This window comes from Bifidobacterium sp. ESL0775, assembly GCF_029395475.1.
Taxonomy (GTDB): Bacteria; Actinomycetota; Actinomycetes; order Actinomycetales; family Bifidobacteriaceae; genus Bifidobacterium.
In genome coordinates, this window is sequence record NZ_CP113917.1 from 1,531,781 (window position 1) to 1,547,249 (window position 15,469).

The 15,469-nt window shown below is 55.5% G+C and carries 16 protein-coding genes; 1 reads left to right on the forward strand and 15 read right to left on the reverse strand.

Annotated elements, in window-relative coordinates; translation table 11 throughout:
• Positions 1-223 precede the first annotated feature (223 nt).
• The 10 genes from OZX73_RS05815 to OZX73_RS05860 all read right to left on the reverse strand — a co-directional run bounded on the left by OZX73_RS05815 (position 224) and on the right by OZX73_RS05860 (position 8,389).
• On the reverse strand, positions 224-1,507 hold the full coding sequence (locus OZX73_RS05815; RefSeq protein WP_277148434.1) for a solute carrier family 23 protein: 1,284 nt from the start codon (positions 1,505-1,507) through the stop codon (positions 224-226).
• Between the two features lie 303 nt (positions 1,508-1,810).
• On the reverse strand, positions 1,811-2,623 hold the full coding sequence (locus tag OZX73_RS05820) for a histidine phosphatase family protein (RefSeq protein ID WP_277148436.1): 813 nt from the start codon (positions 2,621-2,623) through the stop codon (positions 1,811-1,813).
• 304 nt (positions 2,624-2,927) lie between these two features.
• Entirely contained in the window at positions 2,928-3,383 is a 456-nt protein-coding gene (locus OZX73_RS05825; RefSeq protein ID WP_277148438.1) for an Hsp20/alpha crystallin family protein, read from the reverse strand.
• Between the two features lie 337 nt (positions 3,384-3,720).
• On the reverse strand, positions 3,721-4,146 hold the full coding sequence (locus OZX73_RS05830; protein WP_277148440.1) for a nuclear transport factor 2 family protein: 426 nt from the start codon (positions 4,144-4,146) through the stop codon (positions 3,721-3,723).
• A gap of 158 nt (positions 4,147-4,304) precedes the next feature.
• On the reverse strand, positions 4,305-4,661 hold the full coding sequence (locus OZX73_RS05835) for a DUF488 domain-containing protein (protein ID WP_277148442.1): 357 nt from the start codon (positions 4,659-4,661) through the stop codon (positions 4,305-4,307).
• 233 nt (positions 4,662-4,894) lie between these two features.
• Complete coding sequence (locus tag OZX73_RS05840; RefSeq protein ID WP_277148444.1) at positions 4,895-5,104, reverse strand: zinc ribbon domain-containing protein; 210 nt, start codon at positions 5,102-5,104, stop codon at positions 4,895-4,897.
• Positions 5,105-5,341: 237 nt separating this feature from the next.
• On the reverse strand, positions 5,342-6,028 hold the full coding sequence (locus OZX73_RS05845) for an SDR family oxidoreductase (protein ID WP_277148446.1): 687 nt from the start codon (positions 6,026-6,028) through the stop codon (positions 5,342-5,344).
• A 118-nt stretch (positions 6,029-6,146) separates the two neighbouring features.
• Positions 6,147-7,367 (reverse strand): type II toxin-antitoxin system HipA family toxin, encoded by a 1,221-nt coding sequence (locus OZX73_RS05850; protein WP_277148449.1) that lies wholly within the window; start codon positions 7,365-7,367, stop codon positions 6,147-6,149.
• A 301-nt stretch (positions 7,368-7,668) separates the two neighbouring features.
• A complete protein-coding gene (locus tag OZX73_RS05855) occupies positions 7,669-7,959 on the reverse strand; it encodes a helix-turn-helix transcriptional regulator (RefSeq protein ID WP_277148451.1) in 291 nt (96 codons plus the stop codon).
• Between the two features lie 118 nt (positions 7,960-8,077).
• A complete protein-coding gene (locus tag OZX73_RS05860; RefSeq protein ID WP_277148453.1) occupies positions 8,078-8,389 on the reverse strand; it encodes a DUF2442 domain-containing protein in 312 nt (103 codons plus the stop codon).
• Positions 8,390-8,816: 427 nt separating this feature from the next.
• On the opposite strand from OZX73_RS05860, the gene OZX73_RS05865 reads away from it, so the two are divergent.
• On the forward strand, positions 8,817-9,356 hold the full coding sequence (locus OZX73_RS05865) for a Fic family protein (protein ID WP_277148455.1): 540 nt from the start codon (positions 8,817-8,819) through the stop codon (positions 9,354-9,356).
• A gap of 73 nt (positions 9,357-9,429) precedes the next feature.
• Here OZX73_RS05865 and ychF read toward each other — a convergent pair whose 3' ends face one another.
• From ychF to OZX73_RS05890, 5 genes are all read right to left on the reverse strand, one after another.
• Positions 9,430-10,518: a redox-regulated ATPase YchF gene (gene ychF, locus OZX73_RS05870; RefSeq protein ID WP_277148457.1), complete on the reverse strand. Its 1,089-nt coding sequence runs from the start codon at positions 10,516-10,518 to the stop codon at positions 9,430-9,432.
• 308 nt (positions 10,519-10,826) lie between these two features.
• Entirely contained in the window at positions 10,827-11,936 is a 1,110-nt protein-coding gene (locus tag OZX73_RS05875; protein ID WP_277148459.1) for a glycerophosphodiester phosphodiesterase family protein, read from the reverse strand.
• Between the two features lie 232 nt (positions 11,937-12,168).
• Positions 12,169-12,813: a Type 1 glutamine amidotransferase-like domain-containing protein gene (locus OZX73_RS05880; RefSeq protein WP_277148461.1), complete on the reverse strand. Its 645-nt coding sequence runs from the start codon at positions 12,811-12,813 to the stop codon at positions 12,169-12,171.
• A 192-nt stretch (positions 12,814-13,005) separates the two neighbouring features.
• The gene (proC, locus tag OZX73_RS05885) at positions 13,006-13,803 is read right to left on the reverse strand and encodes a pyrroline-5-carboxylate reductase (RefSeq protein ID WP_277148464.1); all 798 of its coding nucleotides are present in this window, start codon (positions 13,801-13,803) and stop codon (positions 13,006-13,008) included.
• 201 nt (positions 13,804-14,004) lie between these two features.
• Positions 14,005-15,402 carry an alpha/beta fold hydrolase gene (locus tag OZX73_RS05890; protein WP_277148466.1) on the reverse strand — a complete coding sequence of 466 codons (1,398 nt, stop codon included), beginning with the start codon at positions 15,400-15,402 and terminating at the stop codon, positions 14,005-14,007.
• Positions 15,403-15,469 lie beyond the last annotated feature (67 nt).

Genomic DNA, 15,469 nt, shown 5'->3' on the forward strand with positions numbered 1-15,469 from the left:
CTCCTGTTTGTTCTTATCCCCCACTTTAAAAACCCACAAAAGGACAGTCAACGCGGTGTCAGTATTTGCCTTACCTGACGTTAAGGATTGGGGGATCATCCATTAAACCATTCCTCGGAATGGACCACCAACAGCAAGGCCGGATGGCTCATGACAATCACCATCCGGCCTTGTTCGTCAATCACCGGTCATCCCAGCATTTCAGGCTTGGAAATCATACCTGTCAGTCCGTGTCGTCCTTGGCGATGGCGCCGGTGGCGTGACCGATGGCGCGCAGGCCATGGTAGATCACCAGCACCGCGACGGTGCCGATGGCGATGCCGTTGAACTTGACGCCCGAGATGGCGAAGCCGAAGTCGGCGATGCCGATGATCATGGTCACGGCGGCGGTCATGTTGTTGAGCGGCTTGCCGAAGTCGACGTGGTTGTCGACCCAGATGCGCACGCCGACCATGCCGATCATGCCGTAAAGCAGGGTGGTCACGCCGCCGAGCACACCGGCGGGAATCGTGTTAATGATGGCGCCGAACTTCGGGCACAGGCTCAGGATCAGGGCAAAGGCCGCGGCGCACCAGTAGGCGGCGGTGGAATAGACGCGGGTGGCGGCCATCACGCCGATGTTCTCGCCGTAGGTGGTGGTGCCGGAGCCGCCGCCGAAACCGGCGATGGTGGTGCCAAGGCCGTCGGCGAACAGGGCGGTGCCGATGTGGTCGTCATAGTTGCGGCCGGTCATCTGCGCGACGGACTTGACATGGCCGACGTTTTCAGCGATCAGGACCATGACCACAGGGATGAACATGGGCAGCACCGAGAAATCGGCCTGCGGCAGGTGGAAGTGCGGGAAACCGATCCACGCGGCCTTGCCGACCGCCGCGAAATCGACCTGACCGCGCAGGCAGGCGTAGGCGTAGCCGACCAGCACACCGAGCAGGATGTTCAGGCGGCCAAGCAGGCCTTTGAAAAGCACCGCGATGAGCAGGACGGCAGCCAAGGTGACCACGGCGGTGTCGGGGGCCTTCTGGAAGTTGTTCCACACCGACGGGGCGAGGTTGAAGCCGATGATGGCGACGATGGCGCCATTGACCACCGGCGGCATGATGATGTCGATCCATTTGACACCGGCGAAGTGCACCAGCAGGCCGATGAGCGCCAGCAGCATACCAGTGACCATGATGCCGAAGCTGGCCACGGCGATGCCCTTGTGCGCGGTGGTGACCGCGACGATCGGGGCTATAAAACCAAATGAGCTACCCAAATAACTGGGTAGCTCATTTTTATTGATCAACAGGAACAACGCCGTCGACATCGCCGTGAAGAACAACGTCGTGGATGGATCGAAGCCCGTCAATATCGGAACCAGGAACGTCGCGCCGAACATCGCGATGACGTGCTGGGCACCGATGCCCGCCGTGCGTCCCCACGTCATGCGCTCATCGGGGTCGACCACTTCTCCGGGGTTCAACGTCTTGCCGTCGCCATGCAGTTTCCAGGTGAACATGTTGCTCATCCTTGACTCTCCTTTTGGGCATACTTCCGCCACTAATTGAAAATAGAGGATTCACCGCGCGGCTTTGCTTTCACTTTGCTTCCGTCGCGCGCCTTGGGACATTTTAGCGACCCCTTTGACATCGGCGTGTCGGATCTCTCAAGCGATAATCAGCTCCTCTAAGAGACAACTGACGTTGTTGGAGGTCGGGATATGCAATGTTCGGGACGCTCCTTGGCCGCTCGGCCGTGTCTTACGCCCGAACATTGCATATCCCGACCTCCAACACTCAACACATTCTGACTGCTGAAGCAAACTTTGAACTTACAGATGCGGAGTCACGGACTGAACCACATCCACCAAGTCGCCGTTGGAAAGGTAGGGGCGCTGGAACTCACGCCACGGGTCGACCTTGATCATCCAACGGCCGGTGTCCTTGTCATAGACGGGACGGGCGGTCTGCTCGTAGCGGATGCGCTCGTCGGTGCGGCCGGTGTTCGGGTCGCGGCGGGAATAGTGCAGGCAGGTGCAGTTGGTGATGGTCCAATTGTCGCTGTCGGCGCGGCGCAGGAACTCCTCGTCGGAAAGATCCTCGAGGGTCAGCATCAACGAAAGCATGAAATCGCCGTGGGTCACCGCGATGACCGACTGGGCCTCGGCGCGACGGTTGAGCGCCGTCAACAGGTTGTGGACACGGTTCTCAGCCACGTCGGCGATGGATTCGCCGGCCGGCGGACGCCAATAGAGCGGATCGGTTTTCTTGAACATCCAGTTACGCTCGTAGTTGTTCTTGAACACCTCCTGGGTCACGGTGCTGATCTCGCCCCACGAACGCTCTCGCAACACGCGGGTCTCCTCCCACTTGGCCTTGGGAAGCGCCATGGTCGCCGCGGTCTCGCGCGTGCGCACGTAAGGAGAAACCAGATAGCGGTCGAAGAGCTGCTGCTGCTCGACCAGCCAGCGGCCGATGCAATAGGCCTGCTTGCGCCCTGTCGCCGTGAGCCGCCACGAGCGGTCTGGCACCGTAACGTTGTCCTGCTTATAGAGGGAATTGTCGCCATGCTCCCCTGCCTTGACAATGACGTTCGCCTCCGATTCACCGTGCCGGATCACATACAAATCCAATGGCATACCCATCTGCCAAACCTCGTTTTCGTTTGTCTTCGATCAATCTTCGTTATTCATCTTCAACCCATTATCGCACAAGGCGTCCGATGAAGGCCAACGGCGAAACAGAATGAAGAATGCATGAATTTCAAGACATGAAACGAATCGAGAAGATCGATAGAGGTATTGCCTTTTCAAAACAAATCAACATTGCACATACGAGCAGCAACAAAAAACGCTTTCTCACATTCCTGTAATACTTTCGCAGGAATGTGAGAAGAAGCGTTTGCGGGCTTATAGTCCGTTACGATCTCACGAATCGCAGACCAGGCAATCAGCCCTCAATGGCGATCTGGTGCTTGGTCTCGACCTTCGGCTGCGGCTGCACCTTGGCGATCTCGAGGCTCAACGTGCCGTCCTTGTAGCTGGCGTGAATGTCGGATTCCTTGACCTCGTCACCAACGTAGAAGCTGCGCGAGCAAGTGCCGGCGTAACGTTCACGGCGCAGCCACTTGCCTTCATCGTTCTTCTCGTCATGGTTCTCGTCGCGCTTGGCGGAGACGGTCAGATAGCCGTCATGCAGCTCAAGGGCGATGTCGTCCTTGTTGAAGCCAGGCATGTCGATGGAGACGTCGTAGGCCTTGTCGGTCTCGCGAACATCGGTCTTCATCATGTTGGCCGAAGAGATCGGGTTACCCATGCGGGAGCTGGAATCTCCCCAGCCGGCGAAGAACGGATCGTCGAACATATCAGAGAACGCATCATGCATCAAAGCCGGAAACATAGCCATAATCAATACTCCTAAGTATTTGAGGCAAGCCGTGACGCCGCGGCCGGAAGCCGAACCGGCCGGTGACGAGACGCTCCGGAACCTTGCGGCTCCAAGTCTTTATCTTGTCACTTAGTCCAACCGATATTCCCGCTCTCGCTTCCCAAATTTAACCTGCAGTGAACAAAACTTGAGTCTCCTTGACTCAACTTTTGAAAATTGATTCTGGAAAAGGCCGGAATCACCTAGAACCCGCAGTAACTATTTGCCAAAATACCTGCAAACATAAAGAAACGGACCATCGCCATTCACGACGACAGTCCGTTCCCAAGTTTATGCACTACGGCAAGCAGTGCGCCTATTCGCCTTTATATGGGTAGTCACGACGATGCTTCGCCCGGTATTCACGGACACGCTTGACCTTGTTCTGCCGGTTGAACTCGATGACCGACACACCGTCGAACGCGTCTTCCTTGCCGTCGCGGTTCTTGGCGGCAAACATCCAGAACACGGTGATCGACGGCTGGCCCTCACGGCCGCGGGCGTGGGTGAAATTGGCGATCCGCCAAGTCGAGACCACTTGGTCGTCGAGGGCATCCTCGATCCAGTGGTGCATCTGGTTGCGGTTCTCGTAGATATGCCCGTTGCACTCCTCATAGACGCAATCGGGCGCGAAAATCGCGTCGAGCTTGTCGAAATCGCGTGTCACCCACATATTGAAGTACTCGGAAATGGCACGCTCACGCCGCCGTGCCCTCGGAATCGATAACGTCACTGTCGCCATGACTTCAATCATACGCTATACAAACAGCGCGATGAGGCCTAAATAAGAATTTTTCTATGAAATTTACGACATCGAAACACAAGCGCCTGAACACTTTGCGGGAATAAATCCTAATGATTTTCCTTATTCTGCGATAATCAGTCCCAGCAATCGGCGACTCACGAAAGACGATCGCTAAGATAGTCCCGCAACACCACGGCTTGGTTGTGCTCCGGATCCTTGGCCCCATAAAGCAAAGTGACCTTCGGCTGCGTGCGGCATATCTCGACCAGCTTGCCAACCGTTTCCGTATCGGCGTCCAATTCTTTGCGATACTTATCCGCGAACTCATCGAATTTCGCGGGATCATGGCCAAACCATTTGCGCAACTCGGTAGTCGGACCAATCTCCTTCAGCCACAAATCAAGCTTCGCGTTCACCTTCGAAATGCCGCGCGGCCAAAGTCTGTCGACCAACACGCGATAACCGTCCGAATCCTCAGCCGCTTCATATATCCGTTTCAACGCAATCGTCATGTCCGCTCCTTCGGCTTTTATGCCTCAGCGTAGCGCAAACGTCATCAAAACGACAGAGGTAGGGAATGTCCGTGAATCGAAGTTTTGTGATACACACTGAAACCCTTTAATAGCGGTGTGATCATCCTCTGCCTGCGACCTCAAGATTTTCCGATACAAACAAGATTGCCTCGGTGCTCGTGCCGGAATCCCCTCACACACGCACCGAGACAATCGAAAAAAACTAACAGACGTCAGCTCATCAGGAAATCAAGGACGTTCATACCAGCGTCGGTTTCCGCGCGATAGAGTTCGGTGTAGCCGCATTGCGTGCAGCTGACGGTGATGAACTTCTTGTTCTGCACGTTGAAGAGCTTGGCGAATTCGCCGCCCGTCGCCTGGAATTGGTCGGAAGTGTAGTGCTGGCATCCGCACTTCTCGCATACGTACTGTTTCTGTTCCATCGTTGGACCTTTCGTTATATTTGCACATCTCTCAATAGTCTATCTAACCATAATCCCAAGGCAGAGAAAACGTATACTGCTCACAAATACATGGTCACAAAATAGGGTTCCCGAACCAGCAATCATCACTATTTTGAGCTGGTGGCTTGGCCACACACGAAAAATGGGAAGTGCCTCAACATAGCTGAAGCCACGTTGAGGCACTTTTTGCCACTGAAACATCTTGTGATAAAAGGTTCAGACCAGAACCTCGTCGATTGGCTTGTCCCCGTCATAGAAGACGACGGTCTTGCGCTTGGCGACATCCGCCGAAAGCACACGGGCGATGACGGCAGCGACATTGCCGCGCGAGGTCGCACGCTGCTCTGGCGTGGCGGGCTTGCCATCGATTAGCGTATGGTCGTCGGTCAGGACGATCTTGTCGGTCTCCGGCTCAAGCGTGAGCAAGCCAGGACCCAAAATCGTGTATTCGAGCGAGGAATCACGCAGGTGGGCGTCGGCATCATGCTTGGCCTGGGCGTACGGAACGAACGATTCCGGCCAACCCATCGCCTTCGGATCGCGGTCGGCGGTGTCGTAAGAGACCATCACAAAACGACGCACACCAGCCTTTTGCGCCGCATCCATAGCGTTGACCGCGGCTTGGTAATCGACGGCATGGGTGCGCTCGGCGTCCCCGCCACCGGCACCAGCCGAGAACACGACAGCCACGACGCCAACGAAGAGCCCCACGAAGCTGTCGACATTGGCGTGTTCCATATCAAAGACCACCGGATTCGCCCCGGCCTTGCGCACATCGTCGGATTGCGCCGGGTTGCGGATGACCGCGTCAACGCTAAAGCCCACTTCCTTCAGCTTCGGCTCGGCGAGCAGCGCCACTTTGCCATGCCCGCCCAAAATCACCACTCGTCGCTCATCAGCCATATCGGTTCCTTTCAAGAGTTTTATCGTCCATCGTTATTGATGAACCCTATTCACCCTCATCATGCCATAAAACCGATTTACGCGGACAGAACGAATATTGAACGCGCAATTGCGGAATTTAGAACTCGGTCAGCAGCTGCTGAGCATGTTGGAACCTTGATTCCATCACTGAAACGGAACGATTGTCGATGTGGCGCAACCTGGCTCGTGGAATCGCCTGCTTGACCACGGAACCCAACGTTTTAGCGTAATCTCGCGCTTCCTGCCGCGAAATGCCAAACAGATCCAATGCCTCATCGCTCGTCAATGCAGCGACGTCCACATGTTCATCTCCAAACAGCGCAAGCTGATGCCGGTCATCCGTCTCACCCTGATAAGGCTCAGGATTCAAATCGAACGCGGGCGAAAGCCGCCAATCCTTCAGCGAACGCAGGAAACCATGGTTACGCAGATGGTCGTCAAGATTGCCGATAGCCGAGCCAAACATGGCACGTTGCCAAAGCTGGCGAGTGTCAACACCAACCTGACGTGCGAACTCCACCAAGTCCAGCCAATCGCCGCCTTCGCCGTCTTTCGCCTCAAGAGCCGTCATGGCCGAAATATAGGGAATTCGTTGCAAATTTTCCGGCTGGCCGCCCTCGCCGCGGTCAAAACGTTTTGTCAGAAGAACCGTCCGCTGCTGATTATTCGAATCCTTGATGCTCGCGACACGATGCTCGGGCACATCGATTCCAGCCTGCTCGGCAAGTTCCAGCGTCACCGCTTCCCAGCCGATGACATCCCAATCATCACCGTCAGGCTTCGGGAACTTGGCCAGCCACAACGCATTACTGTCGAACACCGATGCCTTCGGACGGGCACCACCCAGTGAGCCCGTTGCCCGATAGAGCCTTCGCAAGGCGGTATCGTCGACTTCCCGATTCTCCTCGACCGCATCGGCCGTGTTCAGCAATCCCGATAAATCCGTAAGTACCGGAACACCTTCATTACTTGCGAGCGCCTTCCCATCTGCGAAAAATCTGACCGCACCCTGGCGGGTCACATCATTGACGCCCAACAGATATTCGGATTCCGGCAGATTGCGCCTCTTCCGGTTGCGCTCGAGCAGTTTTCTACCCCACCGATCGGGAGCGGCGTCGGAAAACGGCCCCAACCCAGCGAACACGAACGGCGAAAGCGAACGAGGAAGGCTGGGAGCAAAGTCGAACGATTCCGGGCTATCGACGTAATCGGAGCTGTATCTGAAAGTGGAACTAGGGCCATTGAAATACAGGGTTCCGGCAGTCATTTCCTCGCCGCTCTCAACAGTCGTACGGACTTCAACTTGTCGCTGGTTCATAGCGCCACCTCCGTTCTTTTTGCATATAGACCGGTTTATTCAACTACTATTGTTCGTTGCCTCAACAAGACAACTACCAGTCTAATGGGCCTTTGTCTACATTCGGAAATAAATCCTGATTCCTGCATCCACCCTGCAGGATTCTAAACCTTCTCTTATCTGAGTAATTATGTCCTGATTACTTCTATAGTTCGAGAAAATAGATTCTTTAATTCCTTATTTGGGATATTTCTTACGCCCCTCTCACACGCTTGGTCAAAACTAAGCCTTCTTATTGTTTTCATCTAAAAACTTATTTCGATTAGCGCACACGCTTGGGCAGAATCTGGGCGGCTCGAACCATGCCCAAGTCATGCGAATAGGGATCAGCCGCCTTGACCATGTAATCGGCCAGCTGGAGTATTCGTGCAACAGTAATCAGCGCATCAGAACGCACCGGTCGCCCGTGCTCGAGATTGGTCACGGTAGTCTCGCTAATCCCCGCACGCTTCGCCACGTCGCTGACCCGCAGCCCCAGCAACTTACGTTGCGCTGCGAAGTGCTCTCCGATAATCCGCAAGTCCCGTTTCGTAGTGGTCGGCGTATATTTCATTTCTCACCTAACAACTTAAGCATTAGAAACCTATTGATTAAATAGATTATACTATAACAAACTAATGCTAAAGTTAAAAGTGACGTCCACTCTCAAGCGGTACAAAATCTTCATTTGATTACGCTGAAACTATTTTTCCATGAGCGTCACATTCATAAGAATGGTCATATAAGTATGTTGGAGAAATATCGATAGTGTCGTTTTGCCACGTCGGAATGCCATGCACAACCTTGACATCTTTAAACACCTTTTCATCTCGCAAGGGTTCAAAGGCCGGGACTTTGTCAAAGAGTTTCGTAAAGTCACAGATCCGTGTTTCACCAGTGGAAAAGGAGACCAGCATAATGTGATCATCGGTCACACGTACGGATTCAATTTCCATTTCCGCTGTAGGAGCATCTGCATACACAATGCCATCTTTTTCAAACACTGGATATCTCCTTACGAAAGCGACTCAGCTTATTCAAGCAAACAGAGACTTACTAGTTCCTCAGCACTCCATGCCATTCATATTCATATAACATTAACCAAGTTCACACCTGCTTGTAATGCTCATTGTAAAGGAAATCTATAGTTCCGGAGAAATCTTTCCTGATATCCTCTATAATCGAAAAGTCACTGTGAATCGTATTGTTTCACAATACAACCTTGATTTATGACGTCTGAAAAGAGAGCAATTATGATGACACGACACAATTTCTCTCCACTGATGACTGTCAAAGGACTCGCAGGGCTGCTGTATCGGATGGGGCGCACCTTCGATGGGCTCAATACCTCACGGATGGCGACCGAAGATTTTCTGCGGACCGGCAATCCCCAAGTTGTTGGATCTCGCAACGTACGCACTGTTGTGCGATTTGAAAGACGCGTCCTCTTACGTTATTGAATATGATTACTCGACCCAACCTATGAATCTGGCTTGGTTCACTGGTATCAACGCGAAAATGACACGAACGGCGGCGATGGAGCCTGGCGTGTTGAGAACGGCTGAAAACGTCATCGTCTCTATTCGCCGAGGCACTTACACTCCGTCGGTGCCTTCCGCTGCGGCAATCGAGGAAGAGCTAAATCAGGTTTCGAATAACGGGATTGCCTCGTCTCTGGACACAACCAACGGTACAGCATCTCTGGAATCTTCGCAAACGCTTAATCGCGCATCCCACTTATTCGCAACCTTAACAAAAATGCAACCCTTCGGAGACGGCAATAAACGCACTGCACTACTTGCTGCAAATGGTCTACTGCTTAAACTGTGCTCGTCTGATGTACTTGCAGTACCAGTGGAGCCGCCTGATTGCGAAACATTCAACGACAAGCTAAGCGCTTGGTATCTGGATGATGACCCGTCTGTTATCGGCTGGCTTGCGGATTGGAACCGTACGAATCCAACCGACTGAACGACCATAAGAATGACGAAGTGGCCCGGTATCAGAAATATCGGGCCACTTTTAAAGTCAGACTAATATCAGCTCACACGTTGAATTTGAAGTCTACTATGTCACCGGGCTGCATCACGTAGTCGCGGCCTTCCTGGCGGAGCTTGCCTTCTTCCTTGATCTCGTTCATGCTGCCATTGGCGGCGACGAAATCGTCGTAGGAGACGATGTCGGCCTTGATGAAGCCACGCTCGAAATCGCTGTGGATGACGCCGGCGGCCTGAGGGGCGGTCCAGCCCTGATGGATCTGCCAGGCGCGCACCTCCTTGACGCCAGCGGTGAGGAAGGTCTGCAGGCCGAGCACGTCGAAACCGACACGGGCCAGCTGGTCAAGACCGGATTCCTTCAAACCGGCATCGGTAAGCATCTCGCGGGCATCGGCCTCGTCGAGGTCCGTCAAATCGGACTCGAACTGGGCGTTGAGGAAAATCGACTGCGCGGGCGCGACGGAATCAGCGAGCTGCTTCTGGAAATCCTTGTCACTCAGCTCATTATCGTCGACGTTGAACACGTAGATGAACGGCTTGGCGGTCATCAAGTGCAGGTCGTAGATGTCGGCCTTGTCGATCTTGCCGGCGGATGCGGCGTGGTCGATGGTCTCCCCTGCGCTCAGAATTTCCTTCGCCTTCTTGACAGCATCCATATATTCCTGCGTAACCTTTTTGCCGCGGAATTCCTTCTCGAGCTTCGGCAGCGCGTTCTCGATGGTCTGCAGATCGGCAAGCATAAGCTCTGTGTTGATGGTGTCGATGTCGTCGGACGGGTCGACCTTGCCGTTGACGTGGACGATGTCGTCATCCTTGAAGGCGCGCACGACCTCGCAGATCGCGTCGGCCTCGCGGATGTTGGCCAGGAACTTGTTGCCCAGGCCCTCGCCCTCTGAGGCGCCCTTGACAATGCCGGCGATGTCAACGAAAGTGACTGTGGCCGGCACGATCTTCTCGGTGCCCACCAGCTTGGCGAGCACGGGCAAGCGCTTGTCGGGCAGCGGCACGATGCCGGTGTTGGGCTCGATGGTGGCGAACGGATAGTTTTCCGCAAGCACGTTGTTGCGGGTCAGGGCATTGAACATGGTGGATTTGCCGACATTGGGCAGACCGACGATTCCGATAGTTAAAGACATATCTCAAGTCTACCGGCGAACCGGACGTTATCGGATTGCAGATTCGATGACACGATGAACCGTTCATCACAACTGCGAGTCTGGTTATCTAAATCACGAAAATATCAGAGAACAATGCTCAAATCGAAGCAAGGCCGCATCGCTGACGTAATATTACCAGTTCAACAATGCCATAAACAAAACAAACCTTGCCAACGTGGCAAATCCTCTCAACCAAGGCTGAAAACACTAAACCAATGACTCGTTCATTTTGTTCATTACCGTAGAATTCTGACGTAAATAAACTAAACCGAAATTCTACAGCAAACTCAATCTTGCGGAGGAACGAATGCCTCGAAAATGAAGTAGTCGAAACCGTCACGGCATTGAGCGAGTTCCTCGGCGCTGCGCGGGGTCCAGGCCACCGGAATCGTACCCAACGCACGCGCGGCACGCATCGACGGCGAATGGCCACCATGCCAGTCATAGGCGATAAAATCAGGACGCGAGACCCAGTTGAAGCCGAGTTTTCCGGCAATCCACGACAACGCGCCATCGATGGATTTGAACGAAAATGGCCCGGAAGCCGCGAGTTGCCCGCGGAAGACCTCGGGATGATTGTGGCGATACCAGCCCATGGCCATCGGGTTGAAGGATTCCACCACATACGGGCCGTCATAGGCACGCAAAAGAGCATCACCACTTTCCATCAGCAAGCGTTGGCGAGCGCCCCAGGCGTTGCCTTCGAACTTGTATTCGACGATGATCGGCACACGCCCGGCGACGACCTTGAGCACATCGGAGAACAGCGGAACATGCTGGTACTTGCTCTGCTGCGGCAAGGGCATGATCTTCTCCGCCTCCACTTCGGCGGGCGTGAGGGCCTCGGCTTTCGCGTCGCCATAGACGCTGGGGTTCGGGAACAGCGGAATATGTCGCAATTCGTCATACGTGAGGTCTGCTATACGCTGTTCGCAACCTGCCACGCGTTTCAAATCAGGGTCATGGACCACCACGACCTTGCTGTCGGCGGTGAGCTGGAGGTCGAGTTCGATGCCGTATCCGGCCTCACAGGCGGCGGCAAAGGCGGCAAGCGAATTCTCTGGTGCGATTGGCCTTTCGTCGTTTTCCAACCCGACGCCATAGCCTGCCTGACGGGCCATGCGACGCGCGAGCTGGATATAGTCGCCGTCGGTTTCCCCGTATTGCTTGGTCAACCCCGAACCGGCGTCGTGCAGGCCGCGATGGGCGTACCAGACGTCCGGCATCTGAGGAACATTGCTGGCTTTCCTGTCTTTTTGGGAACGCGGAGCCAACGCCCATGCCGCCGCTCCGGCAAGCACGACACCACCCAGCAATACCCGGGAAAGCCAGGAAGCAGAACCTTTCCTGGCCGCTTTTGGCTTGGCGATTTGCCGATTCTTGGTGCGCCTTGACATTTGTTCTCCTACCATTGCTGGAAATTCGCGTCACACATCATCGTATATGGCGTAGATGAAATACCCTGATAAATATCCGTCGCACTACAAAGACTCTGTATAAAATTGTTGTGCTTCGCGCGCCTTGCCCATCAAACTGTGCTCATCCTGCTTCGTCATATCTAGTAACACTTTGTCATACAGTATTACAACAGGTCATATCCATATGGCACGCTTCCGGTAATCCAATCTTTCAGCGACGGTCACGATGAGGGATATGGATGTGCGGCACCCTGCCCCTGACGATGACCGTCCAGGCATCGGTCAGGGTGTGGATGAAGTGCCCTTCTTGCCGTTCCGCGGCGGCGATGGCGCGCGCGGCCGGACCCATAATCGGATTGTCAAGATGCGGAACAAGACGGAAATCGACGAGATGGAGACCGGTCACGTCCTGCAGCGAAGGGGCGGCGCTGCGTTCGTCCATTTTGCCGATATAGCCGATGTCCGGACCAGCGACGACGGCACCGGCGGAAACCCCGACATACGTCTTGCCCGCGGCGACCTGCCGGACGATGATGTCGGCGGCCCCGGAACGGCGCAGCTCATGCAACAGGAAGAAGCTGTTGCCGCCACCCACCCAGATGATGTCACAAGTGGAAAGAATGTAGTTGATTTCCTTGGCACTCGCCCGCGCGACTTCGAGCAGGTGCACGCGGAAACCTGCGGCGCGCAACATCCACCGCACCCAAGGCCGCAGCAAACGGGTGATTTCCTTGTTGTCGGCCGTCGGGATATAGGCAATGCGCAGACGGGAATGAAAAGCATGGCGTTGGGGCAGCACGCTCAACAGCGAGCGGAGTGCGGGAAGAGCGCTCGACGCCAAAAGTACCCTGCCCATGTCAATCCACCTCCGATTCCTGCCATTCGTGCGCCACCTTTTCTATTATTGTGACGTCGTCAACCCGTATTTTCCTTATGATAACGCCCGGAATCAGGGATATTCCGTGAGATTAATTGCACAAAACCAGTCCCTCGTCGCCATCACAGCATTATCACTTTACAGCAATAAACCGCCTGGAAACCGCGACATTCAGCCGTTCTGGATGGCGTCCACACCCGAAATCACCGCGCCTCGGAAGCCCTGCTTCTCCAGCTCGGTGACGCCTTTGATGGTGGTGCCGCCGGGCGAGCAGACGGCGTCCTTCATCGCGCCGGGATTGGTACCGGTGGCCATGTAGAGCGCCCCGACGCCTTCGGTCATCTTGGCGGCCAACCGGTAGGCGGTCTCGCGCTTGAGGCCGTATTTCACGCCCGCGTCCGCGAGCGCCTCGATGTACATCGCGGTGAACGCGGGCGCGCAACCGGCCACGGACGAGCCGATGTCCATGAGCGCGGTGTCCACGCGCTCAATCAAAGCAATCGGCGAAAACAGGGACTCGAAAGTCTCACGCTGTGAATCAGTCAACGTATTGGCGTTTTCGGTGACGAGGATGCCCTGGTCGACCTCGATGGGCGTGTTCGGAATGACGCATTGCACATGCGCCCCTTCGCCCAGAAGCTCCTCGTAGTAGTCGAGGTTCCGGCCTGCGGCAATGGAGACGATGAATTTGTCATCGCTTTTGAGGTCGTCCAGAACGTCGGCGAGCGCCGTCTCAATCTGGTTTGGCTTGACGGCGACAATAATCACGTCCGTTGCGGCGACGGTCTCCGTGGCGCTATGCGTGGCCTCGGCGCCGATGGCGGCCGTCGCGGCTTGCGCTTTGTCAAAATGGCCGGAGTTGGCGATGATGTGGGAACCGTCGACCACTCCCCCGTTGACCAGTCCTTTGGCGATGCCTTGCGCCATGTTGCCGAAACCGATGAATCCTACCGTCACGTTTTGCGCCATAAAAACTCCTTGTAACCGAATCAATGAAAAAGGTTGCTTCCCTCAATCCTAATCCATAGGCCAAGTAAGCGCGCCTTCCCCATCAGCTACCAATCCAAGGAATCAAGCAGAGCAACTGAACGTAACGGCAGACACACCAAACAAAAGTCCCGACACGCCACCGGCGTCAACCAAGGAAGGCGACGCAAGGCGCGGCCGAACTCAGAACAGGCTCTCCAGATCCCCGCGGTCAAGGGCCGCACGGTAAAGATGCGCGAACACCGTGCCGCCGTGGTGGATGCCGTCGTGCTCGTAGGCGTTGGTGACCCAAGCGTGCGAGTTGCCCACGCGCGAAAGCGTGTCGAGCTGCATACCGGAGTCGACGTACATGTCGTCGAAATAGACGGCGGCCTGAAGCGGCACGTCGTTGCGCTTGAGCTGCGCGACATCATAGATCTTGCCGAAATGCGTGTCGGCCATGAGCACATCCATGGCCGCGCGGAACGGCCGCAGGGCGCGCTCCTCCTCGAACATCCACGGGAAAGTCGCCTCGCCGGTGAACATAAGCGGCCGGTGGTCGGTGGCGAACTCAGGATGGGTGTCGCGCACCTGCTGGGCGGCCCAACCGATGGGCTCGGCAAGCTCACCGTCGGCGTAGATGAACTCCTGAAGCGGCCAATAGAGCGGATACGACGAGGTGGCTTCCATGACGGATTCGAGGAACTGGTCGGAAAGCGGGGCGTGCATGTCCTCGGAACCGTCGCCTTGAGCAAAGGCCATGTCCAAGATCCAGTGCAGACGTTCGGGGCTCGGCTTCATGCCGAAGTCGCTGCCCAAGGTCTGCAGGCGTTCGACGGTCAACTGGTCGCCGTTGGGCAGCACGATCTTTTGTCCGGCCTGCGTCGCCCGCGAAGTCGGCTTCTTGGCGCGCTTGCCGGCAGCGAACGGGGCCAGTTTGTTGGCGACGGCCACCACGCGCTCGATGTCCTGCGGATAACGCTGGTAATACCGGTTCGTCTTGTTGACCATCCGCGTGAACGTATGCTCATAGACTTCCCGGGTATTGGCCGGAACGTGCGGAATCCCGCCGGCGGTGAAACTGGCGGCGACCCCTTCGGGATACAGCGAAAGATAAGCCAACGTCAGGAAACCGCCGTAGCTCTGGCCCAACGTCACCCATTTCCTCCCGCCGAATTCAGTGCGGCGCAAATGCTCGAAATCGCGGACAATAGAGCCAGCGAGAAAGTATTTCAGGTATTCCGCTTGGTTCGCCGCCCCTTCGATGCGACGCATGGCGTTCGAATCCACGCAGGACGAACGGCCGGTGCCACGCTGATCGGGCAGGATGACGCGGAAATGCTTGATGGCCTCCCCAATCCAGCCATCGCTCGACGGATCCAGCGGACGCGGCGAGGCGCCTCCCGGCCCACCTTGCAGAAAAATCAGCAATGGCAGATCATCGTGCACATGCTCGGGCGCGGTGACCACGCGATAGAACAGGCTCAACGACTCGCCTGTGAACCCCTTCCCAGGCGAGTTGACGCGCCAATCGAGCGGCACCTTGATGGATCGGTCCTCCACAGACAGTCCAGGTACGTAATATTTTGCCAGTAAAGTCATGTTTTCCCCCTGATAACTATGACATTCCAACGTGTTTTACTGTATACCGACTACGGAAAATACGCCA

What these genes read in the sequence shown, in the direction of transcription:
- OZX73_RS05815 (WP_277148434.1), bottom strand. Translation starts at nt 1,507, where the DNA reads ATGAGCAACATGTTCACCTGGAAACTGCATGGCGACGGCAAGACGTTG.
- OZX73_RS05820 (WP_277148436.1), bottom strand. Translation starts at nt 2,623, where the DNA reads ATGGGTATGCCATTGGATTTGTATGTGATCCGGCACGGTGAATCGGAG.
- OZX73_RS05825 (WP_277148438.1), bottom strand. Translation starts at nt 3,383, where the DNA reads ATGGCTATGTTTCCGGCTTTGATGCATGATGCGTTCTCTGATATGTTC.
- OZX73_RS05830 (WP_277148440.1), bottom strand. Translation starts at nt 4,146, where the DNA reads ATGGCGACAGTGACGTTATCGATTCCGAGGGCACGGCGGCGTGAGCGT.
- OZX73_RS05835 (WP_277148442.1), bottom strand. Translation starts at nt 4,661, where the DNA reads ATGACGATTGCGTTGAAACGGATATATGAAGCGGCTGAGGATTCGGAC.
- OZX73_RS05840 (WP_277148444.1), bottom strand. Translation starts at nt 5,104, where the DNA reads ATGGAACAGAAACAGTACGTATGCGAGAAGTGCGGATGCCAGCACTAC.
- OZX73_RS05845 (WP_277148446.1), bottom strand. Translation starts at nt 6,028, where the DNA reads ATGGCTGATGAGCGACGAGTGGTGATTTTGGGCGGGCATGGCAAAGTG.
- OZX73_RS05850 (WP_277148449.1), bottom strand. Translation starts at nt 7,367, where the DNA reads ATGAACCAGCGACAAGTTGAAGTCCGTACGACTGTTGAGAGCGGCGAG.
- OZX73_RS05855 (WP_277148451.1), bottom strand. Translation starts at nt 7,959, where the DNA reads ATGAAATATACGCCGACCACTACGAAACGGGACTTGCGGATTATCGGA.
- ychF (WP_277148457.1), bottom strand. Translation starts at nt 10,518, where the DNA reads ATGTCTTTAACTATCGGAATCGTCGGTCTGCCCAATGTCGGCAAATCC.
- OZX73_RS05875 (WP_277148459.1), bottom strand. Translation starts at nt 11,936, where the DNA reads ATGTCAAGGCGCACCAAGAATCGGCAAATCGCCAAGCCAAAAGCGGCC.
- OZX73_RS05880 (WP_277148461.1), bottom strand. Translation starts at nt 12,813, where the DNA reads ATGGGCAGGGTACTTTTGGCGTCGAGCGCTCTTCCCGCACTCCGCTCG.
- proC (WP_277148464.1), bottom strand. Translation starts at nt 13,803, where the DNA reads ATGGCGCAAAACGTGACGGTAGGATTCATCGGTTTCGGCAACATGGCG.
- OZX73_RS05890 (WP_277148466.1), bottom strand. Translation starts at nt 15,402, where the DNA reads ATGACTTTACTGGCAAAATATTACGTACCTGGACTGTCTGTGGAGGAC.